General features: G+C 64.2%; 27 protein-coding genes and 1 tRNA gene. 5 read left to right on the plus strand and 23 right to left on the minus strand.

Features of this window, described 5'->3' with window-relative positions; translation table 11 throughout:
- Positions 1-993 (plus strand): tRNA 5-methoxyuridine(34)/uridine 5-oxyacetic acid(34) synthase CmoB, encoded by a 993-nt coding sequence (gene cmoB / locus ACOJCM_RS13545; RefSeq protein WP_445212587.1) that lies wholly within the window; start codon positions 1-3, stop codon positions 991-993.
- On the opposite strand, the gene ACOJCM_RS13550 is transcribed toward cmoB, so the two are convergent.
- The 10 genes from ACOJCM_RS13550 to ACOJCM_RS13595 all read right to left on the minus strand — a co-directional run bounded on the left by ACOJCM_RS13550 (position 990) and on the right by ACOJCM_RS13595 (position 10314).
- Positions 990-2309 (minus strand): erythromycin esterase family protein, encoded by a 1320-nt coding sequence (locus tag ACOJCM_RS13550; protein ID WP_445212588.1) that lies wholly within the window; start codon positions 2307-2309, stop codon positions 990-992. The two genes, cmoB and ACOJCM_RS13550, sit on opposite strands and share 4 nt — an antisense overlap.
- 83 nt (positions 2310-2392) lie before the next feature.
- On the minus strand, positions 2393-3067 hold the full coding sequence (locus ACOJCM_RS13555) for a zinc metallopeptidase (RefSeq protein WP_445212792.1): 675 nt from the start codon (positions 3065-3067) through the stop codon (positions 2393-2395).
- A 133-nt stretch (positions 3068-3200) separates the two neighbouring features.
- On the minus strand, positions 3201-3680 hold the full coding sequence (locus tag ACOJCM_RS13560; protein WP_445212589.1) for a 20S proteasome subunit A/B: 480 nt from the start codon (positions 3678-3680) through the stop codon (positions 3201-3203).
- Positions 3681-3848: 168 nt separating this feature from the next.
- Positions 3849-4949 (minus strand): App1 family protein, encoded by a 1101-nt coding sequence (locus tag ACOJCM_RS13565; RefSeq protein WP_445212590.1) that lies wholly within the window; start codon positions 4947-4949, stop codon positions 3849-3851.
- Between the two features lie 181 nt (positions 4950-5130).
- Complete coding sequence (cysN, locus tag ACOJCM_RS13570) at positions 5131-6573, minus strand: sulfate adenylyltransferase subunit CysN (RefSeq protein WP_445212591.1); 1443 nt, start codon at positions 6571-6573, stop codon at positions 5131-5133.
- Between the two features lie 73 nt (positions 6574-6646).
- Complete coding sequence (gene cysD, locus ACOJCM_RS13575; RefSeq protein ID WP_445212592.1) at positions 6647-7618, minus strand: sulfate adenylyltransferase subunit CysD; 972 nt, start codon at positions 7616-7618, stop codon at positions 6647-6649.
- 119 nt (positions 7619-7737) lie between these two features.
- Positions 7738-8475 carry a metallophosphoesterase gene (locus ACOJCM_RS13580; protein WP_445212593.1) on the minus strand — a complete coding sequence of 246 codons (738 nt, stop codon included), beginning with the start codon at positions 8473-8475 and terminating at the stop codon, positions 7738-7740.
- Positions 8472-8921: a DUF1249 domain-containing protein gene (locus ACOJCM_RS13585; RefSeq protein ID WP_445212594.1), complete on the minus strand. Its 450-nt coding sequence runs from the start codon at positions 8919-8921 to the stop codon at positions 8472-8474. The genes ACOJCM_RS13580 and ACOJCM_RS13585 overlap by 4 nt, the downstream gene beginning before the upstream one ends.
- 1 nt (position 8922) lies before the next feature.
- Positions 8923-9567, minus strand: a complete 645-nt coding sequence (locus tag ACOJCM_RS13590; protein WP_445212595.1) for an NUDIX domain-containing protein — start codon at positions 9565-9567, stop codon at positions 8923-8925.
- A 111-nt stretch (positions 9568-9678) separates the two neighbouring features.
- Positions 9679-10314, minus strand: a complete 636-nt coding sequence (locus tag ACOJCM_RS13595; RefSeq protein WP_445212596.1) for a TRAP transporter TatT component family protein — start codon at positions 10312-10314, stop codon at positions 9679-9681.
- 175 nt (positions 10315-10489) lie between these two features.
- Here ACOJCM_RS13595 and greB point away from each other — a divergent pair, with 175 nt between their 5' ends.
- A complete protein-coding gene (gene greB, locus ACOJCM_RS13600; RefSeq protein WP_445212597.1) occupies positions 10490-11038 on the plus strand; it encodes a transcription elongation factor GreB in 549 nt (182 codons plus the stop codon).
- On the opposite strand, the gene ACOJCM_RS13605 is transcribed toward greB, so the two are convergent.
- Genes ACOJCM_RS13605 through ACOJCM_RS13615 form a run of 3 tightly spaced genes read right to left on the minus strand, consistent with a single transcriptional unit; the run spans position 11008 to position 14363 of the window.
- Positions 11008-12018, minus strand: coding sequence for a methyltransferase (locus ACOJCM_RS13605; protein WP_445212598.1), 1011 nt, complete (start codon positions 12016-12018; stop codon positions 11008-11010). The two genes, greB and ACOJCM_RS13605, sit on opposite strands and share 31 nt — an antisense overlap.
- The gene (locus ACOJCM_RS13610; protein ID WP_445212599.1) at positions 12015-12821 is read right to left on the minus strand and encodes a methyltransferase domain-containing protein; all 807 of its coding nucleotides are present in this window, start codon (positions 12819-12821) and stop codon (positions 12015-12017) included. Before ACOJCM_RS13610 ends, ACOJCM_RS13605 begins: the two co-directional genes overlap by 4 nt.
- A 33-nt stretch (positions 12822-12854) precedes the next feature.
- Positions 12855-14363 (minus strand): amidase, encoded by a 1509-nt coding sequence (locus tag ACOJCM_RS13615; RefSeq protein WP_445212600.1) that lies wholly within the window; start codon positions 14361-14363, stop codon positions 12855-12857.
- Positions 14364-14480: 117 nt separating this feature from the next.
- On the opposite strand from ACOJCM_RS13615, the gene ACOJCM_RS13620 reads away from it, so the two are divergent.
- Positions 14481-14557 (plus strand) — tRNA-Arg (locus ACOJCM_RS13620).
- A gap of 125 nt (positions 14558-14682) precedes the next feature.
- Here ACOJCM_RS13620 and ACOJCM_RS13625 read toward each other — a convergent pair.
- Complete coding sequence (locus ACOJCM_RS13625; RefSeq protein ID WP_445212601.1) at positions 14683-15426, minus strand: Crp/Fnr family transcriptional regulator; 744 nt, start codon at positions 15424-15426, stop codon at positions 14683-14685.
- A 229-nt stretch (positions 15427-15655) separates the two neighbouring features.
- Here ACOJCM_RS13625 and ACOJCM_RS13630 point away from each other — a divergent pair, with 229 nt between their 5' ends.
- Positions 15656-16024 carry an SPW repeat domain-containing protein gene (locus tag ACOJCM_RS13630; protein WP_445212602.1) on the plus strand — a complete coding sequence of 123 codons (369 nt, stop codon included), beginning with the start codon at positions 15656-15658 and terminating at the stop codon, positions 16022-16024.
- Positions 16025-16099: 75 nt separating this feature from the next.
- The gene (locus ACOJCM_RS13635; protein WP_445212603.1) at positions 16100-16357 is read left to right on the plus strand and encodes a hypothetical protein; all 258 of its coding nucleotides are present in this window, start codon (positions 16100-16102) and stop codon (positions 16355-16357) included.
- A gap of 99 nt (positions 16358-16456) precedes the next feature.
- On the opposite strand, the gene ACOJCM_RS13640 is transcribed toward ACOJCM_RS13635, so the two are convergent.
- The 9 genes from ACOJCM_RS13640 to ACOJCM_RS13680 all read right to left on the minus strand — a co-directional run bounded on the left by ACOJCM_RS13640 (position 16457) and on the right by ACOJCM_RS13680 (position 25564).
- Complete coding sequence (locus tag ACOJCM_RS13640; RefSeq protein WP_445212604.1) at positions 16457-17260, minus strand: sulfite exporter TauE/SafE family protein; 804 nt, start codon at positions 17258-17260, stop codon at positions 16457-16459.
- 176 nt (positions 17261-17436) lie between these two features.
- Entirely contained in the window at positions 17437-18633 is a 1197-nt protein-coding gene (locus ACOJCM_RS13645; RefSeq protein ID WP_445212605.1) for a porin, read from the minus strand.
- 457 nt (positions 18634-19090) lie between these two features.
- Positions 19091-20182, minus strand: coding sequence for a ProQ/FINO family protein (locus tag ACOJCM_RS13650; RefSeq protein ID WP_445212606.1), 1092 nt, complete (start codon positions 20180-20182; stop codon positions 19091-19093).
- Between the two features lie 111 nt (positions 20183-20293).
- A complete protein-coding gene (locus tag ACOJCM_RS13655; RefSeq protein ID WP_445212607.1) occupies positions 20294-20812 on the minus strand; it encodes a dihydrofolate reductase in 519 nt (172 codons plus the stop codon).
- On the minus strand, positions 20809-21663 hold the full coding sequence (locus ACOJCM_RS13660) for a thymidylate synthase (RefSeq protein ID WP_445212608.1): 855 nt from the start codon (positions 21661-21663) through the stop codon (positions 20809-20811). Before ACOJCM_RS13660 ends, ACOJCM_RS13655 begins: the two co-directional genes overlap by 4 nt.
- 64 nt (positions 21664-21727) lie before the next feature.
- The gene (gene lgt / locus ACOJCM_RS13665; protein WP_445212609.1) at positions 21728-22537 is read right to left on the minus strand and encodes a prolipoprotein diacylglyceryl transferase; all 810 of its coding nucleotides are present in this window, start codon (positions 22535-22537) and stop codon (positions 21728-21730) included.
- Positions 22538-22544: 7 nt separating this feature from the next.
- Positions 22545-23339 carry a sulfite exporter TauE/SafE family protein gene (locus ACOJCM_RS13670; protein WP_445212610.1) on the minus strand — a complete coding sequence of 265 codons (795 nt, stop codon included), beginning with the start codon at positions 23337-23339 and terminating at the stop codon, positions 22545-22547.
- Positions 23336-24709, minus strand: a complete 1374-nt coding sequence (locus ACOJCM_RS13675) for a response regulator (protein ID WP_445212611.1) — start codon at positions 24707-24709, stop codon at positions 23336-23338. Before ACOJCM_RS13675 ends, ACOJCM_RS13670 begins: the two co-directional genes overlap by 4 nt.
- Before the next feature lie 84 nt (positions 24710-24793).
- The gene (locus ACOJCM_RS13680; protein ID WP_445212612.1) at positions 24794-25564 is read right to left on the minus strand and encodes an NRDE family protein; all 771 of its coding nucleotides are present in this window, start codon (positions 25562-25564) and stop codon (positions 24794-24796) included.
- Positions 25565-25568 lie beyond the last annotated feature (4 nt).

Below are 25568 nucleotides of genomic sequence, written 5' to 3' on the forward strand. Positions count from 1 at the left end.
GTGACGATTCCCGTCGAACAGCGTCCGCTCTATCGCGCCTTTATCGATCAGGGGCTGGACAGCTGGCTCGCTCGCCTGCCTGAACAACTGGCCCTGGGCCTCGATCGCAAGCGCTACGGCGACCTGCCGGCCTGGGAGAAGGCGGTAGCCAAGCTGCCTGCCCTGCCCGACTCGCGCGACGTGCAGCTGAATGGCGACATGGTGACGGTCGACTGCCGACTCGACGACAGCCAGCGCCGCCAGTGCGAGAATCTGCTGCGAAAGCTGATGCCGTGGCGCAAGGGTCCCTACCGCCTGGCCGGCATCCACATCGATACCGAATGGCGCTCGGACTGGAAATGGCAGCGGGTCGCGCCCCACCTGGCCGACCTGCACGGCCGCCGCGTCCTCGATGTGGGCGGCGGCAGCGGCTACCACGCCTGGCGCATGGCCGGGGCCGGCGCCGCCTTCGTGCTGGTGATCGATCCCTCGCCGCGCTTCTACTATCAGTTCCAGGCGCTGCGACACTTCGTCGGCAATGCCGACGGCGGTCGCACCCACTTCCTGCCGGTGGGCATCGAAGACGTGCCCGAGCGGCTCGCCTTCTTCGACACGGTATTCTCGATGGGAGTGCTTTATCACCGACCCTCGCCGCTGGAACATTTGCTGCAGTTGAAGGATGCCTTGCGCCCCGGTGGCGAACTCATCCTGGAGACACTGGTGGTGGAAGGCGACGCGGCAACCGTGCTGCTGCCGGGCGAGCGCTACGCCGCCATGCCCAACGTCTACTTCCTGCCGTCATCAAGCGCGTTATGCCTATGGCTCGAGCGCTGCGGCTTCGACAGCGTTCGCGTCGTGGACGAGGCTCCCACCACCCTCGACGAGCAACGCAGCACTTCCTGGATGACCTTTCAGTCCCTGGCCGATTTCCTCGACCCTGCCGACCCGACGCGAACCCGCGAGGGCTACCCCGCACCGCGCCGGGCGGTGGTGATGGCCAATCGGCCCGACTAGACGCCAAACGGATAGGTATCGGGCACATCCTCCGGGCGCCACAGGTCGCCCTTGTCGAATGGCTGCACGGCGCGGGTCTCGTCGACGTGGAAGACGGCGTCGAACTGCTGGGCCACCGAGGCCTGGAAATAGTGGCTGATGCGCTCCGATTCGGGACGGTAGATCACGCCGATGGCGCGTTCCCACAGCGGTTCCTTAAAGGGTGCGGCGCGCTCGCCCAGCGGCAAGTAGAAATCGCCGGGGCCGCTGTCGTGAAACAGCCGCTCGACACTTCCCTCCATGGCGGGCCTGACCTTGCGATGCTCCACCGGGCCGTCCCAGTCTCGGGCCGCCGAGACGAAGCCAGTGTGGGTGGTGAAACCCACCAGCAGCGCCTGGTCGGCACCGAAGCGATGGCGCACCAGCTGGCCGACGTTGTGCTGGCCGCGATGCCAGCCCATATCGGTGAAGGATGCATCGCCCAGATGAGAATTGTGCGCCCATACGACTACCTTACCCTGCCCGCCATGGCGGCGCAGGTGCTCGCGCAGTTCGGCGATGGTATCGGTCATGTGCTCGTCGCGCAGGTTCCAGGTATCCACCCGTGAGCCGAACATGGCCCGGTAGTAGTGCTCCGCATTGACCACGACGCGGGCATTCTGCTCGGCAAGGAACTGCTCGTCCCGCAAGCGACGGCCATCTTCGCGCAGGTAGCCGCTCGATTTCTCCAGCAGATCGGAGAGCAGGCGCACGGCAGCATCCTCGCAGATTCGGCTCAGCCCAAAGGCGGCATCGTGACCGTAGCGAACCGGATCGCCTCCGTGATCGAGGCAGCCGTAGCCATCACGGGCGATACGCGCCTGTTCCGGGTCAATGCCGTCGAGGTACTCGATCACCGCTTCCGCCGAGCGATGCAGACTGTAGATATCCAATCCGTAGAAGCCTACCTGCTCGTTGGCATTCTTGCCGGCGTTGTGCTCCTTGAGCCAGCCGATGAAATCGCGCACCTCGGTGTTGCGCCACATCCATTGCGGGAAACGCTGGAAATCGTCGAAGGCCGTCTTCAGGGTGTCGTCGCCTTCGCCGCGGGCGTAGCGGTCGAGCCGCAGCGCATCGGGCCAGTCGGCCTCGACGATCACCGCCTCGAAGCCCTTTTCACGAATCAGGCGCCGCGTGATCTCGGCCCGCATGTGATAGAACTCTGCGGTACCGTGGGACGCCTCGCCGAGCAGCACCAGCGGACGATCGCCCACCTGCTCCAGCAGCGTGTCGTAATCGGTACTGCGTCCGTCAAGTGGCTTGGCATGGTCGCGAACGTAATCCTGGGGAGTCGTCATGATCGCACCTCCTTCGTGAAGGTCAGTCACCGCTCCCGAAACTTTAGAAAGCCCTCCCGCTTACGCTCAAGGTGAGGGAGCGGTCAGCGGCGAAGTATCACCAGCCAGCGCCCCAGGTTCAGAATGCTTGCCAGCGACGCCGCAACGTAGGTGAAAGCACAGGCGGTCAGCACGTGGCGGGCGCCGGGCATATCGTAGGGCGGCACGTACTCCCGGAGTAGCGGCAGGGCGCGATTGAAGCTGGCATCGAATTCCACCGGAAGGGTTACCAGATGCACCAGCGCTGCCGTGCCGAAGCTGATTACCGCCGCCACGATCACGATCGCCAGGCCACCGGGTAAGCGAGTCAATATGAAAAGAAAGGGAGCGGCCATCATCAGCAGCGTGCCGATCTTCTCGGCCCGCTGCGCCACGCCTACCATCCGCGCACGGGCAATCAGCGGTGCGTAGCCTTCATGGTGCTGGATGGCGTGGCCGACTTCATGGGCGGCCACGGTGACTGCGGTGAGCGAGCGCCCCTCGTAGTGCTCGCGGGAAAGTCGAACCCGACGCGCCTCGGGATCGTAGTGATCACCCTGCTCGGTCATTTCCACCTTGACCCCTTCGATCCCCAAGCGACGCAGTAAGTGATCGGCCAGTTCGGCGCCGGTGCCCGGATAGTCGTTGCGACCGCGCGCATGGCGCGCCAGCACCCAGCGGGCCCAGACGTTGGGTAGCAGAAAGACGGCCAGCAGCAGGACAATGGCGACGACGATCATGGCGTCCGGCATCTCGTTCAGGTCGTGGTTTGGTCCTAGCGTACCCGGTTCGGGTTCATGCTGTCGCGTCACTCTACCCGCGAACGACAAAACCCCGACCAGTTGGCCGGGGCTGTGCTGTTCGGCGCGATTTTCAGGTCGTGGCGGGGGAAGCCTCGACGTCTCGCATCAGCGTTCTGAAAGGCATGCCGGCCCTGGTCGGGGTGACGGACTGTACCTCGCCACCGCTGTCATGGTCGCGGGTAATGGCATACTCCACCGCCTCGACGGCGCACTTGCCATGGTCGATGGCAGCCAGTGCCCACTTCCAGCCGGTACCGTAGGCCACGGGGCCGTTTACCGGGATGCGAACCAGCTTGTTGAACATCTCGAAAACGCCATCGGGACCGGCGATGATCATCTCGACACGCGTCACATGGGGCTTGTCGTTACGTGGCGCCCCGGCGTTGAGCCACTCCATGACCTCCCACCACTCCTGCTGTTCGCCGGCGAAGGCCACCCACTCACCGCTGTCGAGCCGAAATAGCTTCTGCGCGTAATTGTAGGTCGAGCCGTTGACACTGATCAGCGAATCCGTCGCAAGAGTCGTTCCATCCCATACGATTGTGGTCATGTTGGGCACCTCGGTATCGATAGCGCGCAGGCTTCAACGAGAAATACACGAAGCCCCTTGCGTCAGGCGCAGAGTAACGAACAAAAACGCAAGAAATCGACACACAGCGTAACGCTTTTATTGATCGTCAAAAGGCTCGTTAGGACGAATCCCTGCCGCCAAATCGTTCTATCGAGAGGATTCCCGGCGCACCTTCTGCAGCCCTTCTTCTGCGATAAGTCCCTGATCGAAAGCGTGTTCGGCCATGGCCAGGCTGTCATCGGCCAGTACTAGGTCACAGCCGGTATGGCGTATCTCTTCGCGCAACGCATCGATGGCACGTTGACGCTCGGGCTTGCGTTCCACCCGGCGGATGTAGACCGCCTGAACTCGCTCGGGATACTCGTGAACAATACGGGCATAAACCTCGGGATCGTGCTGGCCGCTGTCACCGATCAACACGCAGGGCAGTTCGTCGCGCATCGCCAGCATGTGCTGGATCATGTCGTACTTGTGGTCCTCGGCGCGGCGCGGCCAGGGCTTGCGCCAGGAGACGCCCCATTCACGCAGGAACAGAATGGGTCCCACGGGTATGCGGTTGAGCTGGAAGAACTCCTCGAGCATTTCGTAGATGCTCCAGGGGCCGCGAGAGACGTAGAGGATGGGTCGCTTGGCCTTGCCGCTGCTGCCCACGTGCAGGGCCTGGTAGAGCGCCGCGGCACCGGGGAAGGCCATGCGCTGATGAGCCTGCTTGACGAACAGGCGATGCATCATGCGCAGCTTGTTCGCCACGCCGGTATACATCACCGTATCGTCGATGTCGCTGATGACCAGCAGGTCGGCCTCTGCCGGTGGGATATAGACTTCGGTGAACGACTGAACCGGCTCCACGCCCGGCAGCACCACGTGCAACTGGGCGTGATGCCAGGCGGTGTCCGACGGCAGCGGATGCGTGAGCGGCATGTGAACGTCGAAGTAGCCGTCGCTGTCAGTGGTGACGGTAGTGACGTTCTCACCCAGACTTACCTCGACGTCGACCTGCGGCAATCCGTGGCGAAAGAGGCGCCGGATCACGTCGGCCAAGTCGCGCAGCATGCCGTAGCGGGGAATGAAATCGCCCAGGGCGGCCTGGCGAAACACGCGCCCCATCAGGAAAACCTCGTGACGGGAACCATAGCCGCGATAGGGATGAACCACGTAGCCGCCCCGCCCCCGATCACGCCTCATCGGACGAGCAGCGATACGCAACAGTCGCCGCAGGAAACCGCTCTTGCGATGCCGCCTTACCATTGGCGACCTCGCCTGGCGCCATGCGGGTAATGCCGGCACGGTCGTATACCCCGATCTTGCATGGTGTCCCTCCCTGGCACGTCCATGACACTCTCTTACGACAAGACCCGACCTGACGGCCGGGTCCTTATAGTGTGGAAGAACGAGCGACGAGATCAACCGAAGAGAGCAATGCCTTTCTTCAGCGCTTGATCAGCTCGCGCACGTCTTTCGCTTCCCAATGGGGAAAATGGCGGCGCACCAGGGCATTGAGCTCCCGTTCGAAGGCGGCCCAATCGACCTCGTTGCGCGGCTGCCCCGCGGAATCGGCGGCGGCACGCACCATCCCCGCGCCCACGGTGACGTTCGAGAGCCGGTCGATGACGATGAAGCTACCCGTCCCGGGGCTTTGTTCGTACGGATCGAGAGCCACCGCGGCGGTCAGCTCGACCCGGCAGCGGGCGATAGCGTTCAGCTCGAGGCAGTCCGCCTCGTGCCGCTCCAGCGTGTTGACGTCGACCTGATACTGGATTTCACTCACCTGCCCCGAGACGGAGCGCCCGGCCAGGCGGATATCGTACTGCCGGCCTGGTGCCAGCGGCTGCTCGTGCATCCACACGATATCCGCATCGAAAGCATTGGTCAGGGCCACCTCGGCATCCAAGGCGACGATCCAGTCGCCACGGGAGATATCGATCTCGTCCTCGAGGGTCACGGTCACCGCCTGACCCGGCCAGGCCGACTCCAGGTCGCCATCGAAGGTCACCACGCGCTCGACGCGGCTGGTCTTGCCCGAGGGGAGCGCCTTGACGGCCAGGCCGGGGCGCAGCACGCCAGCTTCCAGCGTGCCGGCGTAGCCACGGAAATCGAGGTTGGGGCGGTTGACGTACTGCACAGGGAAGCGCAGGTCGGAGAGGTTGCGGTCGCGCTCGACCTCCACGGTTTCCAGCAGCTCCAGCAGCGCCGGCCCGGTCTTGCCGCCTACCCGGTACCAAGGCGTGCGATCGCTGCGGTTGACCACGTTGTCGCCTTCCAGCGCCGACATCGGCACGAAGTGCAGGTCGGTGACAGAGAGCTGCTCGGCGAAACGACGGTAGTCGGCGACGATCTCGTCGAAGCGCGCCTCGTCGAAGCCCACCAGGTCCATCTTGTTCACCGCGATGACCAGGTGCTTGATGCCCAGCAGGTCGGCAATGAAGCTGTGCCGGCGAGTCTGGGTCTGCACGCCGTAGCGGGCATCGATCAGAATGATGGCCAGATTGGCGGTGGAAGCGCCGGTGGCCATGTTGCGAGTGTACTGCTCGTGCCCCGGCGTGTCGGCGATGATGAACTTGCGCTTGTCGGTGGAGAAGAAGCGGTAGGCCACGTCGATGGTGATGCCCTGCTCGCGCTCCGACTGCAGGCCATCCACCAGCAGCGCCAGGTCGACGGCATCGCCTGTGGTGCCGCTTTTCTTGGAGTCGCGGGTAAGTGCCGCCAAGTGATCGTCGAAGATCATCTTGGAGTCGTGCAGCAGTCGACCGATCAGGGTCGACTTGCCGTCGTCGACGCTGCCGCAGGTGATGAAACGCAACAGGTCCTTGTTCTCGTGCTCGTGCAGGTACTGCTCGATGTTGTCGGCAATGAGAGAAGACTGATGGGCCATGGTGACATCCCGAAAATCAATGGTCAGACGCTGAGCGAAAAGTCAGCGAGATGCAGCGAATTTTCGCCAGCGACTAGAAGTAACCCTCGCGCTTCTTCTTCTCCATCGAGCCCGCCTGATCGTGGTCGATGGCTCGACCGCTGCGTTCACTGGTGCGCGTCAACAGCATCTCCTGGATGATCTCGGGCAGAGTATCCGCCTTCGATTCCACCGCGCCGGTCAACGGGTAGCAGCCCAGGGTGCGGAAGCGCACCCACTTCTTCTCCGGTATTTCGCCGGGAGCGAGCGGCATGCGCTCGTCATCGACCATCACCAGCATGCCGTCACGCGCCACCACCGGCCGCGGCGCGGCGTAGTAGAGCGGCACGATGGGAATCTGCTCCAGATAGATGTATTGCCAAATGTCCAGCTCGGTCCAGTTGGAGAGCGGGAAGGCGCGGATCGACTCCCCCTTGTTGACCCGGGCGTTATACAGGTTCCACAGCTCCGGACGCTGATTCTTGGGGTCCCAGCGATGGAACTTGTCGCGGAACGAGAATACCCGCTCCTTGGCGCGGCTGGCCTCCTCGTCGCGGCGGGCACCGCCGAACGCGGCATCGAAGCCGTACTTGTCCAGTGCCTGCTTGAGCGCCTGCGTCTTCATCACGTCGGTGTAGCCGCTGGAGCCGTGATCGAAGGGGTTGATGCCCGCGGCACGACCCTCCTCGTTGATATGCTCGATCAGCTCCATGCCCACCTCCCCGGCCATGCGGTCGCGGAAGGCGATCATCTCGCGGAACTTCCAGGTGGTGTTGATGTGCATCAGCGGGAACGGCGGCGGCCCGGGAAAAAACGCCTTGCGCGCCAGGTGCAGCATCACCGAGGAGTCCTTGCCGATGGAGTAGAGCATCACCGGGTTGCGGAATTCGGCCGCCACCTCGCGGATAATGTGGATCGACTCCGCCTCCAGCTGCTGAAGGTGAGTCAGCCGGCGTGGCGACAGGGAGGCCGGCGAGTCGGGAGCCTGGGAAACCGGCTTGTGCTCGGGAGCGTGGAGACTGGTCATCGGCCCGGGTACCTCGCATGACGATGGGCAAGTAGGATCATGCGCACAGGGTAACGCCAGGCCCATAATAACGTAAAAGAATGATTACCTATCTTTTTAGATCAAAAAGGCATCTACGTTCACAGGTCGACGCGTTCCACCCAGGTGGTCCACTCCTCGCCTTTCAGATCGAAGAGCCGATAGCCGGGGCGTGATGCCTCGTCAATGGCGAAATCGTCGGAGCCGGGCAGGAACTGGTCGGTGGTGGAGGGGCAGCCGAATACCCGGACCACGCCATGGTCGAGCGCCTTGCTGGCGGCGAATGCCTGGTGAACATGGCCGCAGAGTATCACCTTGACCTGAGGGAAGGAGGCAAGGGCCTGCCAGAAGGCGTCGCGATCCAGGAGACCGATCTCGTCGAGCCAGGCCGAACCGACGGCGAGCGGGGGATGGTGCATGGCCAGCAGAGTCGGCCTCTCGTCCTGGGCGAGGCGCTCGACCAGCGCGCCGATCCGCTCTTCGCCCAGTGCGCCATGGGCGTGCCCGCGGACGCTCGTATCCGCTATCACCAGTCGCCAGTCGGCCAGATCGATATCGTCGTGGAAGGGCTTGGTGTCTTCCATCAACCCTGGCTGATCATGATTGCCCGCCAGCCAGAACCAGGGGCAATCGAGGGTCGAGAAAAGGCGATGGGCATGCTGATAGGAGGCCGACGTCTGATCCTGGCTGACGTCGCCGCTGACGATGACCACGTCGGGCCGCTTGGCCCGAACGGAATCCACCACGGCTTCCAACTGCCTCAAGGGAAAGCCGGCACGGGAGCGCGCGTCGGGATCGGCATGCAGGTGGCAGTCGCTGACCTGGGCCAGACGCATCATCCCGGCAGTTCCGTCACGCTGCTGGGATGGCCATGCTCAAGACCGTGGGCCAGCCACTCACCCAGGAAGCGGTTGAGTTGCAGCTTCTCGTCGGGTTGGAACATGCGCACGTTGGGATAGCGATAGCGTCCATTGAAGTGACGCTCGCGCTGGAAGTCGGTGACCTCGGCCATGCGCACATCGTGGTAGAGATGTACGCGCATCCGGGGCGGTTCGATGACGGTATCCATCAGCCCGCTCTGGCTCACGCGCACGATAGTGGTATAGGGCGCCTGCTCCAGCACCGACAACCACAGGGTACCAAACCGGCCGCGCCGGCCCGTCAGCTCGAGCTCGAGCGTCTCGCCCGCACTCAGGTCGCCCAGCAGCCGCGTCAGTCGCAGGTAGTTGGCACTGCACTCGCCCTGCAGGCTTTTCAGATCGGTGACATAGGCGATTCTTGCCACGCTACCCCCTTGCTCGTAGAGATGCCCGTTCCGCCGCCAACCAGTAGAAGGCGATCAGACACATGGCATTGTCGAGTCTTCCAGCCTGCAAGAGTTCCCAGGCACGTTTGAACGGTAGCACGTGAACCCGGATATCCTCATGCTCCTCCTCCAGGCCATGGACGCCCCCCAACCCCTTACTGTCGACCAGGGCACAGAACAGCGTAACACGCTCTGAACAGGCGCCGGGGCTGGGATAGTAGGTGGGCAGCTCGATGAGTTCGCTGACCTCGCAGCCAGCTTCCTCCATGGCCTCGCGCCGGGCCACCTCGGCCGCGCTCTCGCCCGCCTCGACCAGGCCGGCGACGATCTCCAGTTTCCATGGCGACTCGGGATCGCCCAGGGCACCGGCTCGGACCTGCTCGACCAGCGCCACGCAGTCGCGCTCGACGTCGTAGAGCAGCACGCCCACGGCGTCATGCCGTACATGGACTTCACGCACCGTGGGGGGACTCCAACCGCCTTCGAACAGGCGATGGCGAAAATGGACCTCGTCGAGACGGAAGAAGCCCTCATGCAGGCAGCGACGCTCGATGAGCTCGACGTCGGCAGCGTTGAAGCTGGGCAGGCGGGCGGCATCCCAGCCGCTTTCGTGATGATCGGACATGCAGGCCTCCGAGTCTGCGGATGCCGTCCATTATCATGACCGGACGCGGCCATGCCAACCGCCACAGGACGAAACCATGCGCCTTTGCGCGAGGCGCACGGCAAATTCGCATCAAAGACGAGACAGCAGTACCCTGGCCTCCTCGCGCAACGCCTCGTCGGATGTCTGACGATCCTCGCGAGCGGTGCCGTCGACGGCACGCTGGGCATGCTCGCGCGCCTCGTCCCGGCGCCCCTCGTCCTCGAGGAAGGCGGCATAGTAGTAATTGACGTCAATGCCGTCGGGGCGGATCTCCAAGGCGCGCTGGAACATACGCTCGGCCGTCTCGCTGTTGCCGAAGCCAAGAGGACGACCCGGTGCACGATCATACAGCGCCCCCAGCGTCACGTAGGCCGAGCCATTCCCCCCCTCGGGGTCGAGCTCGATGGCGCGCTCCAGGGCGTCACGAGCCGAGCGGGCACTGCTGAGCGCCCCTAGGCCGCTGCGCTCGCGCGCATAAGAGGCTTCGATGATGCCGTACCAGATCAGCGGCCGGGCCTCACCGGCATGGGCCTCGGTCAACTGTTCGGCTTCGCTGGCCAGTGACTTGAGCGCGCCACGGCGCTCACCTTCGGCCTGCTGGGTGTTGATCCGCTCCCAACGCTGCTTGAGCGACTCGACGTCGCTCTCCCAGGCCGAGGCAGCCGTAAAGGGGGCGAGCAGTAGAGCGGCCCCCAGGGCGGCACCGATGAGTTGATGTCGTAGCATGGGCTGACTCCTTACGCGTGACTAACGGGTTGTTCTTGGAAACGGTCTTGCCGCCTCCAGAATGTAACGAACGTTTGAATGATCCGCCAGTCCGAACTCGATATGGCCACTGGCTCCCTGTGGACCAATCACGTATCTTGCGTCACTTGCAGGATAAAATCAGGAGCGTAACGGCATGAAGGGCCGCAACATGACACGCTGGCGCGACCCGGCCAAGGATCCGCGCCAGGAACCCAAGAGCAACCTGATCACCGCCGAAGGCGCCGAGCGACTGCGCGGCATTCTCGATCATCTTTCGCGGGTCAAGCGCCCTGCCCTTTCGGCCAAGGTGGGCGAAGCGGCAGCGCTCGGCGACCGCAGCGAGAACGCCGACTACACCTACAACAAGAAGGAACTCAACCGGGTCATCGCGCGCATCCGCTACCTGACCAAGCGGCTCGACGAGTTGCAGGTGGTGGACCGCCTCCCGGCGGATATCGACAGGGTCTATTTCGGTGCCTTCGTCACCCTTGAAGATGAAGCAGGCGAGGAGATGCGTATCCGCATCGTCGGCCACGACGAGACCGACACCGCCAAGCGCTGGATCAGCGTCGACGCTCCGCTGGCCCGTGCCCTGCTGGGCAAGTCCCTGGACGATGACGTCACCGTGACCGCACCAGCGGGCGACACAAGCTACGTGATCACGGAAATCGCTTACCGGGAACCGGCCACGCGGGTTCGATAGACCCGAAAGCGACGGTCGTCGGCGGTAATCTCGAAGTCACCGAAGGCACGCTCCAGCAGGCTGGGATAAGGCAGGAAGGCATTGGCCACCAACCACAGCTCCCCACCAGGCAACAGGTGCTCGCCAGCCTGGCGAATCAGACGCCCCGCCGGGCCGTAGTCGATGCTGCGCTCCTGATGGAACGGCGGGTTGCTGACGATGGCGGCGAAGCGGCATCCCGCCAGGGCCGAATAGACGTCACTTCCCAGCACTCGCCCGGTGAGCCCGTTGGCCGCCAGGGTACGCCGGGTGGCCTCCACCGCGAAGCCGTTGACGTCAACCGCTGTCACAGCGTGTCCCCGGCGCGCCAGCCAGGCCGAGAGGATACCGTCGCCGCACCCCATGTCGAGCACCTCGGGCATCCGCTCGGCCCCCGGCAATGTCCGCGCCAGATGCTCAAGCAACAGGCGGGTGCCGTCATCGAGCTTGCCATGACCGAACACGCCTGGGTGGCTGACGAGCGTCATTCCATCGACCTCGAAGCGAGTCCAGGCGGCATCCGGATCGATGCCCACGGCGCCAAGGCGCGTCTCGAAAAGTATGCAGCGCCGAGCGCTATCGCGCTTGCGACAGCCCAGCCCCAACGCGGCCAGCACCTTGAGCACGCGCTTGATGCCCCCCTGGTTCTCCCCCACCAGCTGCAGCGGCGTACCCGCCGGCAAGTTGGCGCACAGCCACAGCAGCCACCACTCGCCCAGCGCATGGGCCTTGGGCCAGAACAGCACCGCGCCGGGGGGGTCTCCGACCGGCTCGGCATCGAAAGGCGACATAGCTGGGCGGCCGCGTTCGCGCCACGCCCCGAGTACCGCATGATCGGCGCTGACCACACGGCCCTCGCCCCCTTCGAGCCAGGCATCGCGCGGCGGAGCCACCCACAGCCAGCCACGATAGTCGGCTTCCTGGCGCTCCAGCAGCTGGCATACCGGCGTTTCAGCCCTCATCGGACGTGCTCCTCGGTCGTTCCTGTGCGCTTCACCAGCGTGTAGAGCAGATACCGCCCCAGGCGCCAGTGCGGTTCAGCCCGGCAGCAGCGTTTCTCAAGTGCCACCAGGCGTTGCCAGTCGGCTTCGCTGGCCGGCGGATGGCGCAGATAGTCGTGGAAGATGCGTATGCCCGCCACCGCCCGAATCGTCAGGCCGCATTCGCGGCTCCAGACGGCGATGTCCTCATGGCAGAGCGGCGAAATGGGGGTCAGCCGCTGACGCCGACCGGTACCCTCGAGGCGGTCATCCAGGGCTTTTTGCAGGTTGCCCTTGACCACGTTGGAGAAACGCAGCGCGTCGCGGTTGAAAACCATCAGCGACAGTTGCCCCTCGGGGGCAAGCTGTCGAGCCAGCGTAGCGAAGGCGGCCCGGGGATCGCTGAGCCACTCCAGCACGGCGTGGCAGGCGATCAGCGGCCAGGGGCCGGAGAGGCGCTCCGGCAACGCCTGCAACGGCGCCTGCACCAAGCTCACCGGCAGGTCATCGAGCGTCTTGCGGGCCTGGTCGAGCATATCGCCGGCCGGCTCCAGCAGGGTAACCGGATGGCCTCGCTGGGCGAACCAGGCGGAAAGCTGGCCCAGGCCCCCGCCCACGTCCAGCACCGGCTGGCCGTCGAGATCGAGCATTTCCGGCAGCAGCGCATCGAGCATGGCCAGGCGCAATTCGCCACGCGGACCGCCGTAGAGGCTACCGGCGAACTTGTCGCCCAGCCCGTCGAAATGGCGGTCACCGGCCGGCGATAGCGGAGAGGAGTCGGTCATGGCTAAGCCCGGCAGTTACGTGTGGCGCGCATTCTACCCGTCCTGCATGCGCCTGGGCAGGTGCTCCCCCCAGTTCACCTCGGCCTCGACCTGTGCCGCCAATGCCAGCAGGCGGCGCTCATCGCCCATGGCGCCCATCGCCTGCACCCCTACCGGCAGCCCGTTCGCGGTGACATGCAGCGGCAGGGACATGGCCGGCTGCCCGGTGAGGTTGGCCAGTTGGGTAAATGGCGTGCGGGACAGGGCATCGCGTGCCAAGCGCTTGAGCATACCGGCCTTGAGTGCCAGTTTCGGCACACCGGGAACGGCCAACAGCGCCATCAAGCGCTCCTGGGCGTGCGGTGGGTAGAGCTCGCCCAGGCGTGGCGGCGGTGCCGCTGCTACCGGCATCAGCAGTATGTCTTGGCGACGGTGGAAGGCGCCCAAGGCGCGTGCCGCCGAGTTCCAGTCGCGTTTGGCCAGCTCGTAGTCGCGCACCGGCAGGTGACGCCCCAACCGGGCAATGGCACGGGTGGAGGGTTCGACCTCGAGACGCGAAACGGGCACGCCGGTTTCGCGGGCAATCCATTCCAGGTCCGCGCTGAGATGACCGAGATAGAGTGTCAGGTAGGCATTGGCCAGGCGCTCGCCATCCACTGGCGGTTCGGCCCACTCGACGTGATGCCCGAACCCTTCAAGCATGATCGCCGCCTGCTCCACTGCCCGGCGCACCTCCGGATCGAGCGTAGAGCCGAGCGGCTTGCTCAAAGGTTCACCCAGCGATACGGCGACCCGCAGCGGTGCCGGCGGGCGCTCGAGCGCGGTCAGGAAACCGGACTCATGCCTCACCGGATAAGGCGCCCCCGTATCCATGCCGTTGATGGCATCGAGCAGCGCCGCACTGTCTCGTACCGAGCGGGTCACGGCATGCTCTACCACGGCACCCTGCCAAACCTCGCCGTGCAGCGGGCCCTGAGGCACCCGCCCACGCGAGGGCTTGAGGCCGAACAGGCCGCAATAGCCTGCGGGTATGCGGATCGAGCCGCCACCATCGCCGGCCATCGCCAGCGGCACCAGCCCGCCGGCCACCGCTGCGGCCGCGCCGCCGCTGGAGCCGCCCGGGGAGAAGCGCTCGTCCCACGGATTGACGGGGTGGGGAAAGGCACGAGGCTCGGTGATCCCCATCAGCCCCAGCTCCGGCGTGGCCGTCTGGCCCAGGATAGCGAGGCCCGCCTGGCGCAGGCGAGTGACGAGGGTCGCATCCCGGGGGGCCTTCCAATCCGCCAGCGCAGCGCTACCGAAAGCCAGCGGCTCGCCCTCGATGGCCATCAGCAGGTCTTTCGTCAGCGTCGGCACGCCGGCAAACGGCGATGTTGGATTGGTGGCATCGGATTCGGCCCGGGCACGCTCGAAGCGAGTCCTTACCACCGCCTTGAGCCTGGGATTATCGCGTTCGATGGCATGGCAGGCGGCATCGAAGACCTCCGTTCGGCTCACCTCTCCCCGGCGTATCAACGCGGCCAGCCCCAAGGCGTCATACCGGCGGTACTCATCGATCTCCATGTACTTTTCCTGCTAAGTCGGCCAATCGATGATGGCGGTTCGACTCGCTGCTGGCAACAACGCCAGGCCCAGCGGTTTATCTCGCTGTCACAAGCGCTTATAATGCGCAGCCGTGCTGCCCCCATAGCTCAGCTGGATAGAGCGTCCCCCTCCTAAGGGGAAGGTCCCAGGTTCGAATCCTGGTGGGGGCGCCACTCTTTCCTCGCCCCCCCTGCGCCGCCGCATCGCTCAGTATCAACATCGGATCCGCAACGGGCGTTGCACGCCGGCGAGTATGCTGGGGCGCGCCATGCAGGACGTGGTGCCCCGGCTCATTCCGTCAAACGGCCACGCGCCCCTCGAGGTGAAGATAAAGGGGGTCGAACTCCCCTGCTTCCTTCAGCTTCTCCCAGTCGGGAATGGTAACCTGCATTTTCCTGTACTCCACCAGTCCCTTGGCACGCAGCGCCTGGAACGTCCGGCTTACGTGGACGGCGCTTACGCCAATGGCATCGGCGAGCTCCTCCTGCGTGATCGGAAGCGCAAAGGCGTGGTTCTCGACCAGCCCCACCGCCTTCATTCGTACCAGAAGTTCACATAGGAGATGGGCTACGCGCGCATAGGCATCGCGTTGCCCGATGCTGAGTAGCCACTCGCGAAACAGGGAGGCATCCACCAGCGTCTCGCGCCAGAAAGCCGCGGTGAGGCGCGGGTGTTGTTCGCAGACATGGCGCAAATCGTCATGCTGGACGAACCCCACCTGACAGGCACTGATGGTCGCGATGCTGTTGTCCATGACTTTCAGGTGCAGGCTCTGCAGGTCGGGGATATCCCCCGGTACGTGCAGTGCCATGATCTGTCGCCTGCCTCCGAAGCTCAGCTTGTAGACACAGGTGAAGCCCTCGAGAACCATGCAGCACTGATGTGGGCGCTCACCGAGGCGCACGATGTCCTGGTCGGCCTTCAAGGCCACCACCTGGATCGGCAGGTCCTGAAGCGCCTGTTTCTCTTCGGCCGAAAGAGGAAAAATGCTGTCGAGCTTGCGAACAAGCAGGTCGTTGGGGGTAATCGGATCTACGGTCATCTTGCGCTCCGTGCCGGCCGCCGGGTGAGGTTATGACAACCTTCCTGCCGAAGAGTGTAGGAAATGAAAAGGGTCAGCGACCAAACGCCTCGTGGCTGCGGCACGCTTACTCGACGCCATGCGGGCTTGCACAAAGAAACATTACGACAAACCGGAAGCGCCATTCCTGTGCCACGCTAATGCATGCATGACAAGCCATGCAATGAACCTGGCAAACAAGGAGGATGCCATGCGTTTCATCTCGACACGGGTACACGGTATGGTCGACTACGCGATGGGCTTGCTGCTCATCGTGGCTCCGTTTCTTTTCGGATTCGCCACCGGCGGCCCTGCCCAGTGGGTACCGATCGTCCTGGGCATCATCATGTTGGCCCAAGCCGTCATGACGAAATACGAAATGGGGTTGATGCATATGATCCCCATGCCCTTGCACCTTACCATGGACCTGATCAGCGGTGTTCTGTTACTGATCTCGCCGTGGCTGTTCGGATTTGCCAGTGTGATCGTCTGGCCCCACGTGATCCTCGGCCTGCTCGAGATCGGCGCCAGCCTCACCACCGAGAAACAACCCCGTAACGTGCGAGCCGCTTCGCATTGATAAACCGTCATGAGACGGTAAGGAAATCTGTGGTAGGGTAATGGCTCCCAAGTGAACTTCAGGCAGGAGGCCCGAATGTTTCAGCGCACAAGGAAAGTGGCGTGTCCCGAATGCAACGGCAGCAACTTCTGGAACGGCAACCCGAAGCCGACGGACCGGCTGATTTGCCGCTATTGCGACGCTGTCGTGACGACCTATGCCGACTATGTCGAGCAGACGGCCAAGCGTGAGGCCGAGCGACTGATTGCGGAGTTCGTCGAAACCGATATCTCCCGTGATCTTGCCCATCTCAAGGCCGTACTGGCCGCTCCCGAGCAAAGGGCGACCCCCTAGGCTCGATTACGGCACGGCCACCTACGGGTGGCCGTGTCGTTTCTCATCTCTCGAATCTCTCATGGCTTGGCGTCCCTGCTTGCCCCGCCGGAACAACCGCTAGGCATTGAACACGGTGTAGACCATCTGCAACGCGAGCCCCATCAGCATGAGGGCAAAGACACGCTTGAGCATGGCCACCGGCAGGCGATGTGCCAGCCTGGCCCCAACGGGCGCCAGCAGAATGCTGAACGGTGCCATCAACAGCAGCGCAGGTAGGTAGACGAAGCCCAGCGCCGCGCCAGGCAGGCCGGGCGTACCCCAGCCATTGATGACATAGCCCAGGGCACCGGCCAGGGCAATCGGCAACCCGACGGCGGCAGACGTCCCGATGGCCATGGGCAACTTGACGTTGCACCAAGTCAGGAACGGCACGGTCAGCGAGCCACCGCCAATGGCGACCAGCGCCGATATGCCACCGATCCCCAGACCCGCGCCGCCGAGCCCGACAGGCCCCGGTAGGCTTCGCGTAGGCTTGGGCTTGAGATTGGCCAGCATCTGCAGCGACATCAGGATCATGAAGCCGGCGAAGAAGATGGCCAGGCCACGAGTCGGCAGCAGGGCGGCGACGAAGGTAGCCAGGAAAGTGCCCACCAGGATGCCGGGCGTCAGATAGCGGACGATATCCCAGCGCACGGCACCGTGCCGACGATGAGAGAGAAGACTTGCAGTGGATGCGGGAATGATGGCGGCCATCGCCGTCCCCAGCGCCAGGTGGGCCAGGTGTTCGTGCGGCACACCCTGCACGACGAACAACGCGGTCAGAATCGGCACCATGATGCCGCCACCGCCAATGCCCAACAGGCCGGCCATGATGCCGACCACCCCACCCAAGGCCACGTAGGCCAGCCAGATAATCTCCAAGACCGTTCCTCGCACAGTCGGGAAAAGGCGAGCCAGTTTATCAGAAAAACGTCATTTGGGCTGTGCGGGCAGTCAGGCAAAACATGCAGGCATAAGAAAACCGGCCCCGAAGGGCCGGTTCTGTCGTCGAGCGAGTCGACGTGTCTTCGATCATCGCTTGCCGTCAGGCAGGGCGATTAGAAGTGGTAGCGAGCGCCAACCAGCCAGTAGAGGTTATCGCTGTTCTCTTCGACATCAACGCCACTATCAGTGCTGAGGGTGATGTTGCCCTGGTCGGCACGGTTCAGCTCGCCGAAGACGTCGAAGTTGCTGGACACCTTGTAGTAGGCGCCGGCGGCCCAGGCGGTGCGGCTGTCGGCATTGTCCGGGCTCACGCGGTAAACGTCAGCATTGAAGGCCCACTGACCCAGCGAGTAGCTGGCACCCAGGCCCCAGACATCGTGCCCTGAATAACGGTTGTAATCGGAACGGGCTGCATTCTCTTCAGCTTCCGTTGTTGCCGCTTCAAAAGCATCGGCAGCCGCATCACGCTGAGTGTTATTGGTGCTCTGTGTTTCGTAGCCGATACGGGCAGAGAAGTTGTCGTTGAAGGCGTAGGAAGCGGTAGCACCGTAGATGTTCTCGTCAGCGCCGCGCAGGTCAGCACCATTGTAACGATGGCGGGTGCCTACGCGCAGATCATCGTCGTCACCATACAGGGCGTTGTCGTCACGATCCTGGGCGAAACCGACGGCCAGACGCAGGCCAGCCATTTCGTACTTCACACCACCCTGAACATTGATGGCAGAGTCGCGGTCTTCACCAGTCTCTTCCAGGCCGTTACCGGTGTAATGCTTACCCATCAGGAAGGCCTGGAAGCCGCTCAGGTCCGGCGTGATATAGCCGATGGAGTCGCCGCGGGCCTGCAGGTCGCCGCCCGCACCGTCGGAGAATTCCAGACCACGATCGATGTAGACATCGAACGGGCTCATGACGTGGCTGTTGTAGAAACTGTCGAAGTTACCCGCCATCACGGTACCGAACGAAGCGCTCTCGAGGCCGAGGTAGCTGTGACGCACTTCAGAGAAACCGCCAGACTGGTCACGCTCGTCACCATTGAAACGCCACTCGATACGACCGAAGGCGCGAAGGTCGCGGTTGATGTCGTGGCTCATGGTAAGGCCGAGGCGAGAGTAGATATTGCGGAACTCAGTGCCGCCAGTCTTCGCGTCGCCCGGATCGGTGTCTTCTTCACCGCCGCCGGAGATACCCAGGGCAATACGGCCGTTGACGATCAGCTGAGTGCCGTCCTGGTCGTAAACGGTAGCGGCCTGAGCGGCAGCGGAGGCGCCCAGGGCACCGGCAATGGCAGTCGCTAACAGTGTCTTTTTCATCGCGATAGTTCCTTTCACTAGCTTACTGTTTCGATCGTTGCTGCACGGATCGGTGATCGGTGCAGGTAGCTTGCCGGGCATGGGTCCCGCCGTGCTTGGCTCGATCCTTCTCAGGAGTGGCCTGGGCCGGTCATGACCGCAGCGAAGCCTTGTTATAGTCCAATGCTCGCAGGTAGAACTCTATACCGGGAAAAATGGGAACGCAATAAGAAAAAACACTGTTTTCCTTCAGCGCCCGCTTCCCCGACGGAACTTTTCCCTGCTGGTGCGGTCTTGGGCGCTCCCGCCCGATGGCCGCGTGCCGCAGGCAATGGCAGTATGTTTTGCCTGGCAGCGATGAGCCCGCACATCATGCCCCGCTGATGGAAGAGAGGCAAGAGCGCGCTTTAACGCTCGGCTTCGCTCAAAGTTGGCTGTGCTCGCCGATTATTGGACGAAGCCTGGTCGAGCCTGGCTTTCAGTGTCCCTTGGCCTGACCATGCTTGGCCAACAGCGCCGAAAGCTTGGCCTCCATGCGCGCCTCGGGATCGGCAGGCACCTTAGCGGTTTCGGCCGGGGTAGGCTTGCTACCGGCCGATGCCGCCCGGGAGCTGCGCTCGGCCTTAGGCGCATGCCGGTCACTCTCGCTGCGGCGGCTGCCGCGGGTCTTGCTACCGTCGCGACGGGCGGCGCCGCCCGCCGCGAGGCCGCGCTCACGCCGCTCGCTCTGTAGCCGTTCCAGCTTGCGCTTGGCGTGCTCGGCGGCCTGGGCGTCAACGCTGCCGGCGGGTGCGCCGTCGAGATCGATGCGCTCGGCGCCTTCGCGTACGGCCTTGAGATAGCGCGGCAGGTTGACATAGCCCGCCAGCGCCCGGCGCACGAGTTTCTCGGGCCAGGGTTCGCGGACGGTGAGGTCGTGGTGGATGCCGACCTTGAGCGGCCGGGTGTGCCCCTTGAAGAAAGTGCGCGGGTAGCGCTGGTACCACTGCTTGAGCAGGGCATCGGCGGAAGGCGCCTGCTCGATGGCAAGCGCCCCCTGGCGATCGTCTTCCTTGCCTTCACCCCGCTCCCGCCCTGCCCCGGACTGGCGCGAAGGCTCGGGCGTGGCCGGCGCTTCGTCGGAGGTTGCCGCGGCCGGGCTTCGGCTCGGCATCGCCTCGTCGCATGCCGCTTCGGCCTCGTCTTGCGTCTGTTCGGGGCCGGCATCCTCTACCGCCCCGCGCTGATTTCCCGGGGCCGGCTCCTCCCGCGGGCGCTGCCCAATGAGTGCAGCTAGCCCTTGGGCGCGCCGCGCCGTGCCGGGGAAGACGGGGGCCGGTTCCCCCTTGCGCAGCCGCTCGCGCAGGCGGCTGTTGTCCTCTTCGAGTTCTCGGTTCTGCTCATCGAGCTCGCGGTTTTCTTCCGCCAGTTCGAGACGGGCCGCCTCCAGCTCCTGACGCAGTGCGTCGGACTCCGCAAGGCGGGTTTCGAGCTCCTGCACCTTGGCGCGGCAAACACGCAGTTCTTCGAGCGCATCGGCGGCACGTGCCTCGAGGTCGCTGAATAAAAGCAATGAACGCTCTTCGATCAAACCGGCATCCTCCCGGAAAACGCTGCACCAATGCCTGGGCGAGCGAATCGCCGCATTGCCCCCGTGCTTCCACCTAGTTTGTGCTACAAGCGTGGCGCTTACAACGTACGGTTAGCGGCGATGATATTCGACGAAGCTATAGGTCGGCTGGCCCGGGCTGGGTGAGCCAGGCACCCGCTGCACTTCCTGCCACTCATGCTCGTCGAGCGGCGGAAAGCGGGTGTCACCCTCGACCTCGATATCCACCTCGGTCAGGTAGACACGGCTGGCATGGGCCAGCGCCTGGGCGTAGATCTCGCCGCCTCCCATGACCATGATTTCTTCACTGGCGTCGATGGTAGCCTGCTGGTCGGCCAGGAACAGAGCCGACTCCAGATCGTGACAGACCCGCACACCGTCGTGGTGGAACTCGGTATCCCGCGTCACCACGATATTGAGCCGCCCCGGCAACGGCCGGCCGATGGAGGCAAAGGTCTTGCGCCCCATGACCAGCGGCTTGGCCTGGGTCATGCGCTTGAAGAACTTGAGGTCCTCGGGCAGGTGCCAGGGCAGCTTGTTGTCGATGCCGATCACGCCGTTTCGTGCCACGGCGGCGATCAACGCTATCGGCACCAGGGTCTCGTCTGTCATACCGCAACCTTTGCCTTGATATGGGGGTAGGGATCGTAGCCTTCGATGGCGATGTGCTCGAAGCGGAACTCGAACAGGGAGTCGACGCTGGGGTCGAGCACCAGCCTGGGCGCGGAACGCGGCGTGCGCGTCAGCTGCAGCTCGGCCTGCTCCAGGTGGTTGAGATAGAGGTGCGCGTCGCCGAGCGTGTGCACGAAATCGCCGGGCTCGAGCCCCGAGACCTGGGCGATCATTCGGGTCAACAGTGCGTAGCTGGCGATATTGAACGGCACGCCGAGGAAGATGTCGGCGCTGCGCTGGTAGAGCTGACAGGAGAGCCGCCCTTCTGCGACATAGAACTGGAACAGGCAGTGGCATGGCGGCAAGGCCATCTCGTCGACCAGCGCCGGGTTCCAGGCGGAGACGATCAGCCGCCGGGAGCGCGGGTTGACGCGGATCTGCTCCAGCAGCCTGGCGATCTGGTCGACATGGCCGCCGCGAGGGTCGGGCCAGCTGCGCCATTGATAGCCGTAGACCGGGCCAAGATCGCCCTTCTCGTCGGCCCATTCGTCCCAGATACTGACACCGTGCTCCTTGAGATAAGCGATGTTGGTGTCGCCGCGCAGAAACCACAAAAGCTCATGGATGATCGAGCGCAAGTGAAGCTTCTTGGTGGTCACCAGTGGAAAACCGCGCGCAAGATCGAAGCGCATCTGGTGGCCGAACAGCGAGCGCGTGCCCACCCCGGTGCGATCCTCGCTGTCCACGCCCTGCTCCAGTACCTGGCGCATGAGGTCCAGATACGGCTGTTCGAGAGCGGGCTGTTCGAGGGAAGGCGGCTCTAGCCCGGGCAGGGCATTATCGTCAGGCATCGTTGCAAGGCTCAGGAAAAGTGATCGATAGGTCCGAGAGTCTACCGCCTCTCTGCTTGGCGTCCTACTCCCGTTCGACTCCTCTCCGCCCTTCCATACCGTCTACCGGCTGGCGCCGCGACCAGGCGATCAGCACGAGGCCGAAGGCGATCATCGGCAGGGTCAGCAGCATGCCCATGGTGAACCAGCCGAAGGCGAGATAGCCGATATGCGCATCCGGCAAGCGGAAGAACTCGACCAGGAACCGGAACATGCCGTAGAGCAGCAGGAACAGCCCCGACACCAGGCCGCGACGCCGCGGCACCGCCGAGACCCACCACAGCACGACGAACAGCACCAGTCCCTCGAGCAGCGCTTCGTAGAGCGAAGTGGGGTGGCGCGGCTCCGGCCCCATGCCGGGGAACGGCATGCCCCAGGGCATGTCGGTAACGCGTCCGGGCAGTTCGCGGTTGATGAAGTTGCCGATACGCCCGGCGCCCAGGCCGATCGGCACCATGGGAGCGAAGAAGTCGGTCAGGGTGAAGAAGGCCATGCGCTTCTTGCGCGCGAACCACAGCGCTGCCAGCAGCACGCCAATCAATCCGCCATGAAAGCTCATGCCGCCATCCCAGACGCGGAACACCCATAGCGGATCGGCCAGCCATTGGTCCAGGCCGTAGAACAGCGCATAGCCAAGTCGACCGCCCACCACGACGCCGAGCGCTGCGTAGAACAGCAGGTCGCCAACGTCATCCTTGGTGAGGCCGAAGCGCTCGGCCCTCAGGCGACCCAGCCACCAGGCCCCCACGAAGCCGACCACGTACATCAGGCCATACCAGTAAACCTGGAAGGGACCGAGCGAAATGGCGACCGGGTCGATGTCAGGATAGTTCATGTACACCTCAGAACAGGAAACGGAGCCCCACGATGGCCAGCAGCGTGGCGAAGGAAAGCCTGAGCATGCGGGCCGGGAGCGTATGGGCCAGGCGTACGCCCAGCCTGGCGAAGGGTACGCTGGCCAGAACGATACCGAGGAAGGCGGGCCACATGACGAAGCCGGTCGCGCCCGACGGCAGCGCAGGGTGATGCCAGCCCACCACGACAAAGGTCATGGCACCGAACAGTGCAATGGGCAGACCACAGGCGGCGGACGTCCCCACTGCCTGAGTCATCCTTGCCCCGCAGCGGGAGAGCCAGGGCACGCTGAGGGTCCCCCCACCTATGCCGAACAGCGCCGAAACGCCGCCAATGACCACACCGGCCAGCCCCATGGCGAGGCGCCCGGGCGCCATTCGCCCTGCACGGGGTCCGCTGCCCAGCGCCATCCTGATCGCCACCAGCATCACGAAGACCCCGAACAGGGACCCCAGCAGCCCACCCGAGAGCGCACCGGCGACGAATACCCCTGCCATCGCCCCCAGCACCAGCCCGGGGAGCAGCGACAGGAGCCATGCCCATTGAATGCTGCCCCGCTGATAGTGCGCCCATGCCGATGAAGCGCTGGTGACGACGATGGTGGCGAGCGACGTACCGACGGCCAGATGCATGGTAACGGCAGCGTCAACGCCTTGCAGCCCGAAGGCGAACACCAAGGATGGAACGATGATCAGACCGCCGCCGATACCGAACAGCCCGGCCAGAGTGCCGGCGGCCGTTCCCAGGAATAGGTAGCCGAGGAGCGTCAAGACAAGCGTCATGTCTCTGAGGCTTCCTCGAAGGCATCGGGGCGCCAGTGCCTCATCAGATCGATCAGCTCCCGTGGGCCATAGGGCTTGGCCAGGTAATCGTCCATGCCGGCATCGAGAAAACGCTGACGATCGCTATCCGTGGCATTGGCCGTCAAAGCCACAAGAATGCTGCGGCCGGCATCGGGTGACTGCGCTTCCTGTTCACGCCAGCGCCGCGCCACCTCCACACCGTCCATTTCCGGCATGAAGATATCCAGCAACACCAGATCATAGGCCTGGCGCTGCTGCTCCAGCGCTTCGCGGCCACTGGCGACACTGTCGACACGAAATCCCTGCGCTTCAAGGAGCTGACTGGCCAGCATGCGATTGACCGGGCCATCGTCGACCACCAGCACCCGCAGCGGACCCGTACGGCCGGGCGGCAAGCGCGCACGGCGCTGTTCCGCCACCTCCTGCTCGCCCGCCAGGCTGCCGATCAACAGCATGACATCCGCAATGCGCTCTCTGAGATGGGCGTGGCGTTGCTTACCGGCGTGCTCGGCATCATGGTTCATGCTTTCCGCCATTTCCGACAGCAGCGGCTCCAATTCCCGCTGCAGCAAGGTAAGGTAGCGCGACTTGAGCCGTGAATCCTCACGCGCACGCTCACGCGCGGCCAGCAGGTCACCGAATTCATGCAGCCCGGTCCGTTCGAAGAGCAACAGCTGATAGGAGGAGGCTTCCAGCCACTCGACCTGAAACGTGCGCCAGCGCCCCTCCCAATCCAGCAGCTGCACCTCGGCCGGCTTGCCGCCCGAGTCTACCTTGGCGATCAGGCGAGAGGCGGGGTCCTGCCCCAGCAGCGTCTCCTCACCATCTCCCAGCAGCTGCTCCATGGCCCGGCTGGCAGCCACGATTTTACCGCGATACAGCAGCAGCACCGGGCGCTGACTGGTCATCAGCAGGTTCTCGGGGCTCGGTGCCAGTTCGAGACGCGACTGCAGATCGATCATGCCATCGTGCAGCCTCTCCAGACGTCCCATCAGCGTGCCATCCTGGGTATCGAATCGCCTGGAATGAACAAGCCAGCGCGGCAGCATCTGCTCGGCCTCCTGAAGCAGCCGCTCAATACGGTCGAGGCGACACTCGACCTGGTTTTCACTCTCGCGCATGCGGTGGCGCAACTGCAGGAGAAAGGCCGAGGTGGTCAGGGTCGTACCGACCAGCAGGGCCAGCAGTAGCCAGGCGGATTCCGCCCAGGAGGTAGGATCGGGCATGGCCAACCACAGCACCAGCCCCATCAGCACGCACAGCAGCACCAAGGCCGCCTGGGCCAGCAGCAGCGGCCAGAGCAGTGGCCAGATGAGATGCGACCAGAAATAGTCCTTGCGGGTTTTCACGGGCATTCCCATCCCTGTGCCATGCATGATGCGGTGAGTTTACGCCGCCGCGTTTCGGCTGTCATGAAAGCCCCGGGTGAGCCGTTACACGGGGTGCAGAGAAACGCTTACCCGATTCGCGCCGAGGAAATGCCCGCCGGGACCGAACCGGCGCTCCTCCAGTTCGATGGCTTCGGCGTGCCACGCAAGCCAGGTCGTGGCGCGGGTGCCATACTGCTCGCCGACGATGAAAGGCGACGACAGGCGGCGCTCCAGCACCAGGCCGACTCCCGTATCCGGCAGCTCGGCATCGTCGGCCGGCGTGGCATCGGTCAACGCATTGAGGGCGTCCTCGGGCCAGTGGCGCCGCAGCGCTGTCGCCAGGCCCTGGCGGGCCGCTATCAGCTTCGGCCAGGGCGTATCCAGGCTGGCATTGGAGAGCCCATGGATCCCGGGCGCGACTTCGGAAAGGAGCAGCCGTTCGCGTCCACGATGCAGATGCCACAACCGGTGGCCATCGCCGGCCAGGAGGTTGAAGCCGGCATAGCGCCAGCCCTCGCCCTCGGCCAGTCTCGCCAGCCAGGTGGCGAGATCGGGGCACTCCAACGCCTCCCGCACGAGACGCCCCCGGCTCGGGGCGTCGGGCGATACCTTGATGGCAGGATCGCGCACGTTGGTGACCGCGGCGATCCGCCCGCGGCGGTGCACCGCCAGCCAGCTGCCGCCGGCCTCCAGGTCACGGCCCCCGACGATATCGGGAACGTCCTCCCAGGCACCCAGGGGGGCCGTCGGTCGCTGATGGAACTCGTCGCGGTTGGCCACCAGGCGCAGCGGTGTCGACTCCTGCGGCTGAAAATCGAAGGCGATGAGACACATGGGG

It is taken from the genome of Billgrantia hypersalina (assembly GCF_052584175.1).